15 protein-coding genes are annotated in these 13,896 nt (G+C 74.7%); 8 read left to right on the top strand and 7 right to left on the bottom strand.

The annotated features are described in order from the left end of the window. Positions 1-10: 10 nt before the first annotated feature. On the top strand, positions 11-586 hold the full coding sequence (locus G5V58_RS10745; protein ID WP_230487265.1) for a LysR substrate-binding domain-containing protein: 576 nt from the start codon (positions 11-13) through the stop codon (positions 584-586). Here G5V58_RS10745 and G5V58_RS10740 read toward each other — a convergent pair whose 3' ends face one another. Further along, on the bottom strand, positions 587-2,023 hold the full coding sequence (locus G5V58_RS10740) for a GuaB1 family IMP dehydrogenase-related protein (protein ID WP_165232165.1): 1,437 nt from the start codon (positions 2,021-2,023) through the stop codon (positions 587-589). 17 nt (positions 2,024-2,040) lie between these two features. On the opposite strand from G5V58_RS10740, the gene galK reads away from it, so the two are divergent. Next, positions 2,041-3,204, top strand: coding sequence for a galactokinase (gene galK / locus G5V58_RS10735; RefSeq protein WP_230487264.1), 1,164 nt, complete (start codon positions 2,041-2,043; stop codon positions 3,202-3,204). Here the strand turns inward: galK and G5V58_RS10730 are convergent. After that, positions 3,201-4,517, bottom strand: coding sequence for a DUF2252 domain-containing protein (locus G5V58_RS10730; RefSeq protein ID WP_230487263.1), 1,317 nt, complete (start codon positions 4,515-4,517; stop codon positions 3,201-3,203). The two genes, galK and G5V58_RS10730, sit on opposite strands and share 4 nt — an antisense overlap. Before the next feature lie 81 nt (positions 4,518-4,598). Between G5V58_RS10730 and G5V58_RS10725 the strand changes: the two genes are divergently transcribed. The 4 genes from G5V58_RS10725 to G5V58_RS10710 all read left to right on the top strand — a co-directional run bounded on the left by G5V58_RS10725 (position 4,599) and on the right by G5V58_RS10710 (position 7,605). Then, entirely contained in the window at positions 4,599-4,889 is a 291-nt protein-coding gene (locus G5V58_RS10725; protein ID WP_165232159.1) for a YiaA/YiaB family inner membrane protein, read from the top strand. Positions 4,890-4,980: 91 nt separating this feature from the next. Then, positions 4,981-5,796, top strand: a complete 816-nt coding sequence (locus G5V58_RS25625) for a histone H1 (RefSeq protein ID WP_196240579.1) — start codon at positions 4,981-4,983, stop codon at positions 5,794-5,796. Between the two features lie 137 nt (positions 5,797-5,933). Continuing rightward, positions 5,934-6,182 carry a carbohydrate-binding protein gene (locus G5V58_RS10715; RefSeq protein ID WP_230487262.1) on the top strand — a complete coding sequence of 83 codons (249 nt, stop codon included), beginning with the start codon at positions 5,934-5,936 and terminating at the stop codon, positions 6,180-6,182. 13 nt (positions 6,183-6,195) lie between these two features. Next, on the top strand, positions 6,196-7,605 hold the full coding sequence (locus tag G5V58_RS10710) for an LLM class flavin-dependent oxidoreductase (protein ID WP_165232156.1): 1,410 nt from the start codon (positions 6,196-6,198) through the stop codon (positions 7,603-7,605). Between the two features lie 2 nt (positions 7,606-7,607). On the opposite strand, the gene G5V58_RS10705 is transcribed toward G5V58_RS10710, so the two are convergent. From G5V58_RS10705 to G5V58_RS10695, 3 genes are read right to left on the bottom strand one after another with little or no spacing between them, the layout of a single operon-like run. Then, positions 7,608-8,048, bottom strand: a complete 441-nt coding sequence (locus G5V58_RS10705; RefSeq protein WP_165232153.1) for a hypothetical protein — start codon at positions 8,046-8,048, stop codon at positions 7,608-7,610. Between the two features lie 24 nt (positions 8,049-8,072). Next, on the bottom strand, positions 8,073-9,287 hold the full coding sequence (locus G5V58_RS10700) for an acyl-CoA dehydrogenase family protein (RefSeq protein WP_165232150.1): 1,215 nt from the start codon (positions 9,285-9,287) through the stop codon (positions 8,073-8,075). Continuing rightward, the gene (locus tag G5V58_RS10695) at positions 9,287-10,651 is read right to left on the bottom strand and encodes an acyl-CoA dehydrogenase family protein (RefSeq protein WP_165232147.1); all 1,365 of its coding nucleotides are present in this window, start codon (positions 10,649-10,651) and stop codon (positions 9,287-9,289) included. Before G5V58_RS10695 ends, G5V58_RS10700 begins: the two co-directional genes overlap by 1 nt. Positions 10,652-10,757: 106 nt before the next feature. Here G5V58_RS10695 and def point away from each other — a divergent pair, with 106 nt between their 5' ends. Both def and G5V58_RS10685 read left to right on the top strand, forming a co-directional pair. Continuing rightward, positions 10,758-11,348 carry a peptide deformylase gene (gene def, locus G5V58_RS10690; protein ID WP_407939734.1) on the top strand — a complete coding sequence of 197 codons (591 nt, stop codon included), beginning with the start codon at positions 10,758-10,760 and terminating at the stop codon, positions 11,346-11,348. After that, complete coding sequence (locus G5V58_RS10685) at positions 11,345-11,872, top strand: GNAT family N-acetyltransferase (protein WP_165232144.1); 528 nt, start codon at positions 11,345-11,347, stop codon at positions 11,870-11,872. Before def ends, G5V58_RS10685 begins: the two co-directional genes overlap by 4 nt. On the opposite strand, the gene G5V58_RS10680 is transcribed toward G5V58_RS10685, so the two are convergent. Further along, entirely contained in the window at positions 11,839-12,654 is an 816-nt protein-coding gene (locus G5V58_RS10680) for a TrmH family RNA methyltransferase (RefSeq protein WP_165232140.1), read from the bottom strand. The genes G5V58_RS10685 and G5V58_RS10680 overlap by 34 nt on opposite strands. Then, positions 12,647-13,885: a uroporphyrinogen-III C-methyltransferase gene (gene cobA, locus G5V58_RS10675; RefSeq protein WP_230487261.1), complete on the bottom strand. Its 1,239-nt coding sequence runs from the start codon at positions 13,883-13,885 to the stop codon at positions 12,647-12,649. Before cobA ends, G5V58_RS10680 begins: the two co-directional genes overlap by 8 nt. Between the last annotated feature and the right edge of the window lie 11 nt (positions 13,886-13,896).

Here is a 13,896-nt window from a genome sequence, read left to right as displayed (position 1 = left end):
CACTGGTGTCGTGACCCCGTTCCGGATCGGCTTCGTCACCGGCGCGATGCCGGACCGCTGGGTGGAGACCTGGCGCGGACGTCGCCGCGAGCCCATCGAGCTGGTGCCGGTCAGCGAGGCCGACCAGGAGCGGGTGCTGCGGGCCGGTGCGGTCGACATGGCCATCGTCCGGCTCCCGGTCGACCGCGAGGGCCTGCACCTGGTCCACCTGTACGACGAGCTGCCGGTCGCGGTGATGAGCACCGAGCACCTGCTCACCCTGGCCGACGAGCTGACGACCGAGGACCTGGCCGACGAGCAGCTGGTGCGGCCCGAGCGCTCGGGTTGGCGGCCGACGGCCGAGCAGCTGCCCTGGCCGCCCATGTCGGAGCAGGACGCGGTCGAGACCGTCGCCGCCGGCACCGGCGTGGCCATCGTGCCGATGTCCCTGGCCCGGCTCCACCACCGGCGCGACGCGACCTACCGCGTGGTCACCGACCTGCCCACGACCGCCGTCGGGTTGGCCTGGCTGGTCGAGAACGACGGCGAGCTGCCGCAGGCGTTCGTCGGGATCGTGCGCGGGCGCCGCGAGCGCAGCAGCCGCTGATCACCAGCTGGTGGCCAGCGGGCGTCCCTCGGTGAAGCCGGCCGCGGACTGCACGCCGACCACCGCGCGCTCGTGCAGCTCGGCCAGCGACCGCGCGCCGGCGTACGTGGCCGCGGAGCGGACGCCCGAGCAGATCTCGTCGATGAGGTCCTCCACACCGGGCCGGGCCGGGTCGAGGTACATCCGCGACGACGAGATGCCCTCCTCGTAGAGCCCCTTGCGCGCCCGGTCGTACGCCGACTCGGTGCTGGTCCGGTTCGCCACGGCACGCGCGGACGCCATGCCGAAGGAGACCTTGTACGCGCGGCCGGTCGAGTCCTCGAGCAGGTCGCCCGGCGACTCGTGGGTGCCGGCGAACCACGAGCCGATCATCACCGCGGACGCGCCCGCGGCCAGAGCGAGGGCGACGTCGCGGGGGTGCCGCACGCCGCCGTCGGCCCAGACGTGCTTGCCGAGCTCGGCGGCGGCCGCGGCGCACTCGAGCACGGCCGAGAACTGCGGCCGCCCGACGCCGGTCATCATCCGCGTGGTGCACATGGCGCCGGGGCCGACGCCGACCTTGACGATGTCCGCGCCGGCCCCGACCAGCGCGCGGGTGCCGTCGGCCGAGACCACGTTGCCGGCCACGACGGGCACGGTCGGCGTCAGGGCCCGGATGGCCGCGAGCGCTTCGAGCATCCGGGCCTGGTGGCCGTGCGCGGTGTCGACCACGAGCGCGTCGACGCCCGCGGCGAGCAGGCGGGCGGCCTTGTCCGCCACGTCGCCGTTCACCCCGACCGCGGCGGCGACGCGCAGCCCTCCGGACGCGTCGACCGCGGGCTGGTAGAGCGTGGCCCGCAGGGCGCCGGTCCGGGTCAGCACGCCGACCAGCCGGCCGTCGCCGTCCACGCCCACCGCGACGCCCGCGTGCACCGCGTCGAGCTTGTCGAAGACCTCGCGCGGGTCGCTGTCGGCCCCCACCGTGACCGCGGCCGGACGCATCACGTCGCGCGCCTGGGCGAACCGGTCCACCTCGGCGCAGTCCTCGGCGGTGACCAGCCCGAGCGGCCGGCCGTCCTCGACCACCACGGCGCAGCGGTGCGCGCGCTTGGGCATGAGCGAGAGCGCCTCGGCCACGGTCTGGGTCGGGCTCAGCTCGATCGGGGTGTCGAAGACCAGGTGCCGGCGCTTCACCCACGCCACCACGTCGGCGACGACCGGGATCGGGATGTCCTGCGGGACGACGACCAGGCCGCCGCGACGCGCCACGGTCTCGGCCATCCGCTTGCCGGCGATGGCCGTCATGTTGGCCACGACCAGGGGGATCGTGGTCCCGGTGCCGTCGGTCGTGGCCAGGTCGACGTCGTAGCGGCTGGCCACGTCGGACCGGGCCGGGACCATGAACACGTCGTCGTAGGTCAGGTCGTGGGCGGGGACGCGGTCGTCGAGGAAGCGCACGTGGTCTGATGCTAGCCGTGACCACCGTGGAGCCCGGCCTTCCCGACGAGCTCGTCGCGGGCGCGCGCAGCGCCTTCGCCGACCAGTACGGCGAGCCGCCGGCCACCGTCGGCCGGGCCCCGGGCCGGGTCAACCTGATGGGCGAGCACACCGACTACAACGCCGGGCTGGTCCTCCCGGTCGCGCTCCCCCACGCGACGTACGCCGCCGCCCGCCCGCGGGGGGACGAGCAGGTGCGCGTCACCAGCCGCCAGCAGGAGGAGAGCTGGGAGGGCACGCTCGGCGAGCTCGGGCCGCGCAGCGTCGAGGGCTGGGCCGGGTACGCCGCCGGCGTGGTCTGGTCGCTGCGCGAGGCGGGGTACGCCGTCCCGGGCGTCGACCTCCTCGTCGACAGCACCGTCCCCGTCGGCGCGGGGCTGTCCTCCAGCGCCGCGATCGAGTGCGCGGTGGGCATCGCCCTGCTCGACCTGGTCGACGCAGCCGACGACGCCGATCCCCTGGTGGCCGCGGCCATCCGCGCCGAGACCGAGGTGGTCGGCGCGCCGACCGGGGGCATGGACCAGACCGTGGCCGTCCACGGGGAGCACGGCACCGCGCTGCTCATCGACTTCCGCTCCGGCGAGCACCGTCCGGTCCCGCTGGACCTGCGCGGCCACACCCTGCTGGTCACCGACACCCGCGTCTCCCACGCGCTGACCGACGGCGGCTACGGCTCGCGCCGCGAGGACTGCGAGGCCGCGGCCCGTGCGCTCGGCGTGCCGAGCCTGCGCGAGGCCACGCTCGAGCAGGTCGCGACGATCGAGGACGAGCGGATCCGGCGCCGGGCCACCCACATCGTCACCGAGACAGCCCGCACCACCGAGACCGTCGAGGCCCTGGAGGCCGGCGACTGGGACCGCGTGGGCGGCCTCTTCGACGCCTCGCACCGCTCGATGCGCGACGAATTCGAGATCTCCTGCCCCGAGCTCGACGCCGCCGTGTCGGTGGCGGTGGAGGCCGGCGCGGTCGCGGCCCGGATGACCGGCGGTGGCTTCGGCGGCTCGAGCGTCGCGGTCGTGCCGGACGAGCGGGTCGAGGCCGTGATGAACGCGATCGACGCGGCGTTCGTGCTCGAGGGCTTCCGGTCCCCGGTGCACCTGCGGGCCACGCCCTCCGGCGGCGCCAGCGTGCACCGGGCCTAGGTGGCGGAGACCCCGATCCGCCCGGCCCGGAACGCGTCGACGAAGAGGGCGTGGTCGGCGCGCACGCGCCCGGCGTACTCCAGGGCGAAGTCGGTGACCCAGCCGGTGAACTCCTTGCGGCGCCGGTGCAGCGACTCCCGGATCGCGCTCTCGACCTGGAAGTCGACCAGGTCCTCGTCGCTGTCCTCGTCGGAGGCGCAGTGGATCTTGGCCGTGGCCCGGCCGAGCAGGTCGACGACGGCGGCGATCTCGTCGGGCTCGGTGAGGTTCGACCAGTCCAGGTCCACCTCGTACGGCGAGACCTCGGCCACGACGTAGCCCACCCCGTCCAGCTCGGTGTGCCCGAGCAGCGGGTCGGTGTGCTTCTGCAGCGCGCGCTGGCTGACCACGGTGCGGTGGCCCTCGTGGTCGAAGTACGACTCGACGGCCTCGGAGTCCACGAACCGCGAGATCGCCGGCACGTTGGCCTGCTTCATGGACAGCAGCACGTCGTTGTCCAGCGCCTGGCTGTTGCCCTCGATGAGCAGGTTGTACGCCGGCAGCCCGGCCGAGCCGATGCCGAAGCCGCTCTTGCCGCACACGTCGAGCAGCTCGTAGAAGAGCGAGCGCGACCACCGCTTGTGGGCGGGGATCGTCTCGAGGTACGAGGCGTAGGCGGCCTCGACCCGCCGGCGCTCCTGCTTCCCCAACCGCCGCGTGGTGGCGTCCTCGACCAAGCGCCGCTCGCCGCCGTCGCGCACCGTGGCCTCCTCCAGCAGGTCCGAGCGGCGCATCGTGCGCGCCACCACCAGGGCCTCGTGGACCGGTCCGTCGGTGTTGTCCAGGTGCAGCGCGAAGTCGTCGTCCGCGCTGCCCTCGTACTCGTCGACCTGGCTGAGGTACGCGCGGAGAAAGCGGGCGACCAGCCGGCGCACGTCGTCCTCCGGCAGCGCCTTCTGCCAGCCGACGAGGGCCAGCGACGCCGCGAACCGCTGCAGGTCCCAGGTGAAGTGCCCGAGGTAGGCCTCGTCGAAGTCGTTGACGTCGAAGACCAGCAGCCCGTCGGAGTTGAGGTAGGTCCCGAAGTTCTCCACGTGCAGGTCGCCGTGCACCCAGATCCGGCCGCTGCGCTCGTCGACGTACGGGTCCTCGGCGGCGGTGACGTCGGCGTAGAACAGGCACGCCGTGCCGCGGTAGAACGCGTGCGGATCGGCCGACATGGTGCGGAACTTCCCGCGGAAGGCCACCGGGTCCGCCGCCATCAGGGGCGCGAACGCGTCCTCGAGCGTGGTCACGATGAGGTCGGTGCGGTCCCGCTCCCTCTTGCTGGTCACCCCAGATGAGTACCCGTACGCAGACCGGACCGGGTACGCCGGCCGGTGCGCCCGGCACCCGAGCGCGGCCAGGCTCCTCCCATGACCTCGAACCCGAACAGCAGCCGCAACACCTCCGCGTTCTTCGCCCAGGCCGGCATCTCCTTCGCCGTCGCCCTGCTGGCCATGTGCTTCGCGATCCTCTACCTGCCCGTCGGCCCCTGGGTCCGGGCGTTCCTGGGACTCGGCACCCTCTACCTCACGACCTCGGCCTTCACGCTGGCCAAGTGCATCCGCGACGCCCAGGAGTCGCAGGCCGTGGTCACCCGCCTCGACCAGGCCCGGGTGGACAAGATCCTGGCCGAGCACGACCCCTTCCGCACCGTCTCCTGAGGCCCACGTCACGCGCTGGACGTGGCTACTGGCGGGTACAACCCCCGTGGTTGACTCGAAACCGCTGCTCCTCGGACCGGAAGGACACCCCGTGGCCCGCAAGAACCCGCTCGGCAAGCTCAAGGACGTCGCCGACGTCGCCGTCGCCGTCGCGACGGAGACCGTGAAGAAGCCGGTCGGCACCGGCCAGAAGGTCGTCGAGAGCGCCGTCGGGCAGGCCCTGACCGTCGCCGGAGCCGTCACCGACAAGCTGCCCGGTCGTCGGCGCAGCGCCAAGAAGGCCCCGCAGAAGGCGGCTCAGCAGGCTCCCGCTCCCCCGGCTCCCGTCGCCCAGCCGCAGCCCGAGCCGACGCGCCCGCACGGCGACCCGGTCCAGTTGGCGGCCAAGAAGGCGCCCGCGAAGAAGGCCCCCGCGAAGGCCCCGGCCACGAAGGCCGCGGTGCCGGCCCCGGCGGCGAGGAAGGCGCCGGCTGCGCCCGCGCCGGTCGCGAAGAAGGCGCCGGCCAAGAAGGCGCCCGCCACGAAGGCCCCGGCACCCGCGCCGGCCCCGGCCGAGCCCGCGCCGGTGGCCAAGAAGGCCCCGGCGAAGAAGGCAGCGGCCAAGAAGGCGCCGCTGAAGAAGGCGCCGAGCAAGAAGGCCGCGGTCACCGCCCCGGCCAAGGCGGCTGCGAAGAAGGCCGCGGCCAAGAAGAGCGCGAAGAGCGCGGCGTCCCTGGCCGCCGTCGAGGACAACACCGTCGAGACGCCGGTCGGCACCACCGGCGCGGACCTGGGCACCAACCCGGACACCGCCGAGACCGACCTCCAGCAGCCCGGCACCGCGCCCCTGCTCGACCCGTCACTGACCGCCTCGATCAAGGCCGAGGCCGAGACCGGCGCAGCCGCCGCCGACCCCGACAAGGGCTGACCGGCTTCCTGCGCTGAGCCGCCGGGTCCTCCGGCCGGTGGCTCAGCGGCGCGTGAGCCGGCGCCTGCGGTCGGCAGGACGACGCAGATCGCGGTCGAGGCGCGGAGTCCGCGGCCGCGTGGCGGCTGATCGGCCCCGTGCTGCCGGGCGAGACACCGGAGCCCACGCCGACCGTCGCGGCCGGCACCTACCCGGCGTGGCACCCCGAGCGCGCCTACCTCAAGGACGACCGCGTCCTCTGGGACGGCTACGCCTACCTCGCCCTGTGGTGGACCCAGGGCGACCCGCCTGACGCGCAGTCCACCGCGAGCGAGCCGTCGCCGTGGCGGATGCTGCGACCGGCCGAGGTCACCGCCGGGGCCGGTCCGAGCACCGACGAGCCCTGACAGACTCGGGCGCGTGACCCTCCCCGACCCGGCGCTCGTCGTCCTGGTGGGGCCGTCGGGCTCCGGGAAGTCGACGTGGGCCGCCGCGCGCTACCGGGGCGAGGAGATCGTGTCCTCAGACGCCCTGCGCGGGGTCGTGGGCAGCGGTCCGCACGACCTGGACGCCAGCGCGGACGCGTTCGACCTGCTCGAGCGGGTGGTGGCGGCCCGCACCGGTCGCGGCTTGACCACGGTCGTGGACACGCTGGGCACCGACGAGGCGCGGCGGCGCGGCTGGCTCGCGCGCGCCCGGGAGGCCGGGCTGCCGGCCGTGCTCGTGGTCCTCGACACGCCGGCCGCGGAGTGCCGCCGTCGCAACGCGGCGCGCGACCGGCCGGTGCCCGCGCCGGTGCTGGCCGCCCAGCTGGCGCGGCACCGTGCGCTGGTGCCGCACCTGGCCCTCGAGGGCTGGGACGTCGTGGCGACGGTCACCGCCGAGGCGCCCGCGCCGACCGCACCGGCGCCTGCGGTGGCGCGAGCGGACCGCCGCACCTCGCAGGGCCTGGCCGTGGTGCTCCAGGTCAGCCGGTTCCCGTGGGGCGAGGAGCCGCTGGCCTGGCTCACCGGCGTGGCCCGCGCGGCCGCGGCGGCCGGCTTCGCGGGACTGTCGGTGATGGACCACCTGATCCAGATCCCGCAGGTCGACCGGGCCTGGGCGCCGATCCCCGAGCCCTGGGTGACGCTCGGGGCCGTGGCCGGCCTGGACCTGGGCCTCGAGCTCGGCACCCTGGTCACGCCGGTGACCTTCCGCGCTCCGGGCATCACCGCCAAGGCCGCCGCGACCCTCGACGTCCTCACCGGTGGGCGGGCCTTCGTCGGCGTCGGCGCGGGGTGGTTCGAGCGCGAGCACGCGGCGTACGGCCTGTCGTTCCCGCCGCCCCGGCAGCGCCTGGACGACCTCGAGCGCGGCATCGCCACCATGCGGGCGCTGTGGGCGCCCGGCACCAAGCCCGCGGCCGAGCTGCCCGAGACCACGAGCTATCCGCGTCCGGTCGGCCCGCTCCCGGTCGTGGTCGGCGGCACCGGCGCGCGCACGCTGCGGATCGCGGCCACCCTCGGCGACGCCGCCAACGTGCCGTCGGCGCGGCCGGCCCTGGACGGGTACGTCGCCGCCCTGCGCCGGCACTCGGAGACCGTGCGCCTCACGGTCCTGGACCTTCCGACGGTCGGCACCGACCGCGAGGACGCGTGGGCGCGGGTCGAGCGGCTGCGCGGGCGGACCTCCGCGGCGGCGTACGCCGAGCGCACGCACGCCGGCAGCGCGGCCGAGCACCGCGACCGGTGGGCCGGCCTCGCCGAGCTGGGGGTGGACACGGTCTTCCTCGGCCTGGCCGACCTCGAGCGGCCCGAGGACGTCGAGCGGCTGGCCCCGCTGCTGCGCTGAGCTCAGGCGGCCTCGTCGAGCCGGCGGATCTGGGCGATGACCTCCTGACCGGCGGCGTACAGCGTCCAGGCCGGGGTGTCGGGGGCCAGCGCGGTCTCGTCGAGGCGCAGCACGAGCGGTCCGTCGGCGGTGACCGCGACCAGGTTCACCTGCTCGTCACCCGGGACCGGGACGGTGCCGACCGGCACCAGCAGGTGCAGGTGCAGCTGGACCAGGTCGCGGAACGCCTCGGCCGCGCGCCGCACCGTCGCGTGGTCGCCGCAGCCGATCCGGCCACGGCCCCCGCTGAAGTAGATGCTGGTGCTGCCGTCGAAGATCGCCGCCACGGTCGCCGTACCGCCGCCGAAGCCGACCTCGAGCGCCGCGGCCCGCAGGTACGGCGCATCGGGGTCGTGCGCCAACGACAGGAAGCTGTCCCGCAGGCCGAGGTAGGGGTTGTCCATCCCCACCAGTGTGCCCGTCGGCCCCTACTTCAGCTCGGCACTGGACAGCCCGAGCACCCGGCGCGCCACGATGAGCTGCTGGATCTGCTGCGTGCCCTCGAAGATGTCGAGGATCTTGGAGTCGCGGGCCCACTTCTCCAGCAGCTCGCCCTCGCTGTAGCCGACAGCACCGCACAGCTCGACGCACGACAGCGTGACGTCGGAGCCGACCCGGCCGGCCTTGGCCTTGGCCATCGACGCCTCGAGCGAGTTGGGCTGGCGGTTGTCGGCCATCCAGGCGGCCTGCAGCATGAGCAGCCGCGCGCCCTCGAGGTCGGACTCGAGCTGGAGGAACTTGGCGGCGGCCGCGGACTGGGCGTACGCCGGCCGGTCGTGGTCGACCTCCACGCCGGCCGAGGCCAGCAGCTCGCGGGTCAGGTCCAGGGCCGCCGAGGCGCAGCCGACGGCCATCGAGGCGACCAGCGGGCGGGTGTTGTCGAAGGTGGCCATGGCGCCGGCGAACCCCTGCTTGGGGTCGACCTCGGGCGAGCCCAGCAGGTTGGCGGCAGGCACGCGGCAGTCCTCGAAGATGATCGTCGCGGTGTCCGAGGCGCGGATGCCGAGCTTGTGCTCGAGCCGGTCCACGCGCATCCCCGGCGTGCCCTTGGGCACGACGAACGACTTGATCGCGGCCCGGCCGAGCGAGCGGTCGAGGGTCGCCCAGACCACGATGTGGTCGGCGCGGTCGCCGGAGGTGACGTAGATCTTCTCGCCGTTGAGGACGTACTCGTCGCCGTCGAGGACGGCGGTGGTCTTGATGTTGGCCGAGTCCGAGCCGGTGCCGGGCTCGGTGATGGCCATGCCGGCCCACACGCCGTCGAAGCGCTCGAGCTGCTCGTCGTCGGCCACGCTGGCGATGGCCGAGTTGCCCAGGCCCTGGCGCGGCATGGAGAGCAGCAGGCCGACGTCGCCCCAGCACATCTCCTGGATGGACATGACCGAGGCCAGGTTGGTGCCGTTCTTGTTGCCGGCGTCCTCGGCCGACGAGCCGCGGCGGACGCCGGCCGCGCCCGCACCCTCCGAGGCGCCGGACTCGGCGAGCCCGTCGATCATCGCCGCGAGCATGTCGAGCTCCTTGGGGTACTCGTGCTCGGCGAGGTCGTACTTGCGGCTGATCGGGCGCAGCATGTTCATCGCGACCTGGTGGGCCTGGCCCACCAGCGTCTTGAACTTCTTCGGGTCGTCCAGGTTGATGGGCATCAGACCAGCACCGCGCCTTCCATGACTCCGACGGCCCGGAGGTCGCGGTACCACCGCTCCACCGGGTGCTCCTTGACGAACCCGTGGCCTCCGAGCAGCTGCACGCCGTCGAGGCCGATCCGCATCCCGTGCTCCTTGCAGGCCTGCCGGGCCAGCGCGACCTCGCGGGAGAAGTCCTTCCCGGCCGCGGCCCGGGCGGCCGCCTTCCAGGTCAGCAGCCGCATGGCCTGCAGCTCGATGGCGATGTTGGCCACCATGAACGCCACCGACTGGCGGTGCGCGACCGGCTCCCCGAACGCCTCGCGCTCCTTGACGTACGGCGTGACGTAGTCGAGCACGGCCTGGCCGGTCCCGACCGCGAGCGCGCACCAGGCCAGCCGGGACAGGCGCACGCACTCGGTGTACGTCGAGCCGTCGGTCGCCCCGAGGACCGCGTCCGGCCCGACCCGGACGCCGTCCAGCGTCAGCCTGGTCAGCGAGGCCGCCCGCACGCCCATGGCCGGGTCGCCCGCGACGGTGAGCCCGTCGGTGGAGGACTCGACCAGGAAGAGCACCGGCGCGCCGTCCAGGAGCGCGCCGACCACGAACAGCTCGGCGTCGGCCCCGCGCGGGACCAGCGACTTCACGCCGTCGAGGACGAAGCCGTCGCCGTCGCGGACCGCGGTGGTCGCGGGCGAGAGCACGTCGAAGAGGACCTGCGGCTCGGTCAGCGCCAGGGCGGCGGCGGGGACGTCCTCGCCCGTGAACGCGGGGAGGTAGGTCTGCTGCTGCTCGTCGGTGCCCCACAGCCCGATGGCCGTGGCCACCGAACCGGGGGCGAGCGCGGCGACGGCGAGCCCCAGGTCCCCGCGGGCGAGGGCCTCGGCCACCAGGGTCCCCGCCATCGCCGAGCGCTCCTCCGCGACGCCCCCCAGCGTCTCGGGGAGGCCCAGGATGGGCAGCCCGATCTCCAGGCTCGCCTCCAGCAGCTCCTGCGGCGCCGCGCAGGCCTCGTCGGCCTCGGTCGCGGCCGGGCGCACCACCTCGGTGGCGAACTCCGTCACCACGTCGACCAGCAGCTGCTCGTCCTCGGTCGGCGTGAGGTCGAACTGCCCGCTGGCCCTGGTCGACGGTGCCCGGACGCCGTCCCGGCCGCGCGAGCCGCTGCGGGTGAAGGTCCGGCTGGCCCGGGTCACGGTGCCGAATCCGGTCCGGGTCACGGTGAAGACCGCCTGCTCCGCCTGCTTGCGCAGGCCGAGCCGGTCCAGCACGTCGGTCTGTGCGAGCCGGCTCAGGCCGGCCACCAGGTAGCCGATCGGGTCGCGGGTCTCGGTGGACGCCACGCCGTGCCGGCCGCCCGGGCGGAGGTTCTGGAGCAACGACATGCGCCAACTGTAACTCCGAGTTGCACAGTGAGATACATGGTGCGGGTCACACCCTGCGGTGCCGGGGTTCCGTCCGCCACCGCCGCTGCTGGATAGGGTCGCCGTCGTGTCCGAGCAGCTCCCCCACGTGCCGTACGGCGCCCTGCCCGTCGGCGGGACGGTCCGCCCCATCACCCGCTGGGGCACCGACGTGATGCACCGCCCGCAGGCCCCGGTCACGGCCTACGACGAGGAGCTGGCCCGGCTGGTCGCCGACATGGTCGCCACGATGTACGCCGCCGACGGGGTCGGGCTCGCGGCCTGCCAGATCGGGGTGGACCGGGCGGTGTTCGTCTTCGACTGCCCCGACGACAGCGGGCGCCACACCGCCGGCGTGGTCTGCAACCCCGTGCTGACCCTGCCCGAGGGCAAGGACCGCCAGCTCGACGACGGTGACGAGGGCTGCCTGTCCTACCCGGGCGCGTTCGTGGAGTGCGCCCGTCCCGACCACGCGTCGGTGACCGGCACTGGCCTGGACGGCTCCGAGGTCCGCTTCGAGGGCACCGGCATGCTGGCCCGCTGCCTGCAGCACGAGACCGACCACACCCTGGGCACGGTCTTCGGCGACAGGTTGCCGACCAAGGCCCGCAAGCGGCTGCAGAAGCAGATGGAGAAGGCGGCCGACGAGTACCCCCTCGACTGGCCGGTCGAGGAGTGAGCACGCCCCGCGCGCGCGTCGTCCACCTCTCCCCCGAGGTCCTTGCGGCCCTCGCGGGCGGCGACGTGGCAGCGGCCGAGGTCCTGCTCGGGCGCCCGCTCCCGGCGTACCTGGTGTCGCCGGAGCGGCTCGGCGTGTGGCGGCGGCGGGCCACCCAGGTCGTCGAAACGCCGGAGGACCAGCCGTGGGTGACCGGGCTGCTGGTCGACGAGGACAGCGGTGAGGTGGTGGGCGCCGCGGGCTTCCACGGCGCCCCGGACGCCGACGGGATGGTCGAGGTGGGCTACGGCGTCGACCCGACGCACCGCCGGCGCGGGTACGCGCGGGCCGCGCTGCTGCACCTGCTCGAGCGCGCCCGGGCGCACCCCGACGTCCACACCCTGCGGGCCACGGTGTCGCCGTCCAACACCGCCTCGCTGGGGCTGATCGCCCAGCTGCCGTTCGTCGAGGTCGGCGAGCAGTGGGACGAGGAGGACGGGCTCGAGACGGTCTACGAGCTCGACGTCCGGCGCGCCGCCACGTAGCAGGCGACCGCGGTGGCCGCAGCGACGTTGAGCGAGTCGATGCCGGCGGCCATCGGGATCACCGCGCGGCGGTCGGCGCTCTGCTGCCAGCGCTCCGAGAGGCCGTGCCCCTCCGAGCCGAGCACCAGCGCGAGCCGGTCCACGCCGGCCACGGCGTCCTCGACCGGGACGGCGTCGGCGGCCAGGGTGAGGGCGACGGTGGTGAAGCCGCGCTCCGAGAGCGCCGGCAGCGCGTCGTACCAGTCGTCGAGGCGGGTCCACGGCAGCGCGAAGACCGCCCCCATGGCCACCTTGACCGCCCTCCGGTAGAGCGGGTCGGCGCAGCGGGGTGCGAGCAGGACGGCGTCGAAGCCGAGGGCAGCGCCGGAGCGGAAGATCGCGCCGACGTTGGTGTGGTCCACGACGTCCTCGAGCACGAGCACGGAGCGGGCGCCGGCCAGCACGTCGTCGAGGGACGGCAGCGGGCGCCGCTCGAGCGAGGCCAGCGCCCCGCGGTGCACGTGGAAGCCGGTGACCTGCTCGGCCAGGTCCTCGGAGACGACGAAGCAGGGGGCGTCGGTGCGGTCGAGGACGTCGGCCAGCCCCTCGAGCCAGCGCGGGGCCATCAGGAACGAGCGCGGCGCGTGGCCGGCCTCGACCGCGCGGCGCACCACCTTCTCGCCCTCGGCCAGGAACAGCCCGTGCTCGGCCTCGAGGTGCTTGCGCAGCTCCACGTCACGCAGGTCGCGGTAGTCGGCCAGTCGCGGGTCGGCCGGGTCCTCGACCGGGACGAGCTCAGCCACGCGCGGCCCGGGCGGCGTGCACGCCGCGGGCCACCGCGACCACCTCGCCGACGACGATGATCGCGGGCGGCTTGACCGCCTCGCGCTCGAGGTCCTCGGCCAGGTCGCCGAGGGTGGAGAAGACGGTCCGCTCCCCCGGCATGCTGCCGTCGCAGACGACCGCGACCGGCGTACCGGGCCCGCGGCCGCCGCCCAGCAGGGCGCGGGCGATGGCCGGGGCGTTCTCCACGGCCATCATCAGCAGCAGGGTGCCGCGCAGGCGAGCCACCGCGTCCCAGTCGGTCAGCGACTCGGGGTGGCCGGGCGGCAGGTGGCCGGAGATGACGGTGAAGTCGTGGGCGATGCCGCGGTGGGTGACCGGGATGCCGGCCAGGCCGGGCACGGTGATGGGGCTGGTCAGGCCGGGGACGACGGTGACCGGTACGCCGGCCGCGCGGCACGCCTCGAGCTCCTCGAAGCCGCGCCCGAAGACGAAGCTGTCGCCGCCCTTGAAGCGCACCACGCGCTTCCCGGCCCGCGCGCGGTCGACCAGGATCCGGTTGATCTCCTCCTGCTGGGCAGCCCGGCCGCGGGGCAGCTTGGCCACGTCGACGAGCTCCACGTCGGCGGGCAGCTCGCCGAGCAGCTCGCGTGGGGCGAGCCGGTCGGCCACCACCACGTCGGCCTCCATCAGCGCCTTGCGGCCGGCCACGGCGATCAGGTCCGGGTCGCCGGGCCCGCCCCCGACCAGGACGACACCCGGGGTGCGGTCGCGCTGGTGCCGGGCCACGATGGTGCCCTCGCGCAGCCCCTCGAGGATCTCGTCGCGCACGGCCGCGCTGCGGCGCGGCTCGCGCTGGCCGAGGACGGCCACGGTGACGCCGGCGTGCCGGCCGACCGCGGGGGTCCAGGCCGTGGCGCGGGTGGCGTCGTCGGCGCGCACGCAGAAGACCCGGCGCCGCTCGGCGCCCGCGACCACCGCGGCGTTGACGTCCGGGTCGTCGGTCGAGGCGATGGCGTACCACGCGCCCTCGAGGTCGGCGTCCTCGAAGCGGCGCCGGTGCCAGGTGATCTCGCCGGCGGTGGCCAGGCCCTCGACCGCCGGGGTCACCTCCGGGGAGACCAGGACGACCTCGGCGCCGACCGCGATGAGCTGCGGGATGCGGCGCTGGGCCACGTGACCGCCGCCGACGACCACGACCCGACGGGCGTCCAGGATGAGGCCGACGGGGTAGGGCACGAGCGAGTCCACCGGACCATCAT

The sequence above is a fragment of the Nocardioides anomalus genome (assembly GCF_011046535.1).
GTDB lineage: Bacteria > Actinomycetota > Actinomycetes > Propionibacteriales > Nocardioidaceae > Nocardioides > Nocardioides anomalus.
This window is presented reverse-complemented; position numbering and strand designations above follow the sequence as displayed.

What these genes read in the sequence shown, in the direction of transcription:
- G5V58_RS10695 (WP_165232147.1), bottom strand. Translation starts at nt 10,651, where the DNA reads ATGTCGTTGCTCCAGAACCTCCGCCCGGGCGGCCGGCACGGCGTGGCG.
- G5V58_RS10725 (WP_165232159.1), top strand. Translation starts at nt 4,599, where the DNA reads ATGACCTCGAACCCGAACAGCAGCCGCAACACCTCCGCGTTCTTCGCC.
- G5V58_RS10705 (WP_165232153.1), bottom strand. Translation starts at nt 8,048, where the DNA reads ATGGACAACCCCTACCTCGGCCTGCGGGACAGCTTCCTGTCGTTGGCG.
- G5V58_RS10700 (WP_165232150.1), bottom strand. Translation starts at nt 9,287, where the DNA reads ATGCCCATCAACCTGGACGACCCGAAGAAGTTCAAGACGCTGGTGGGC.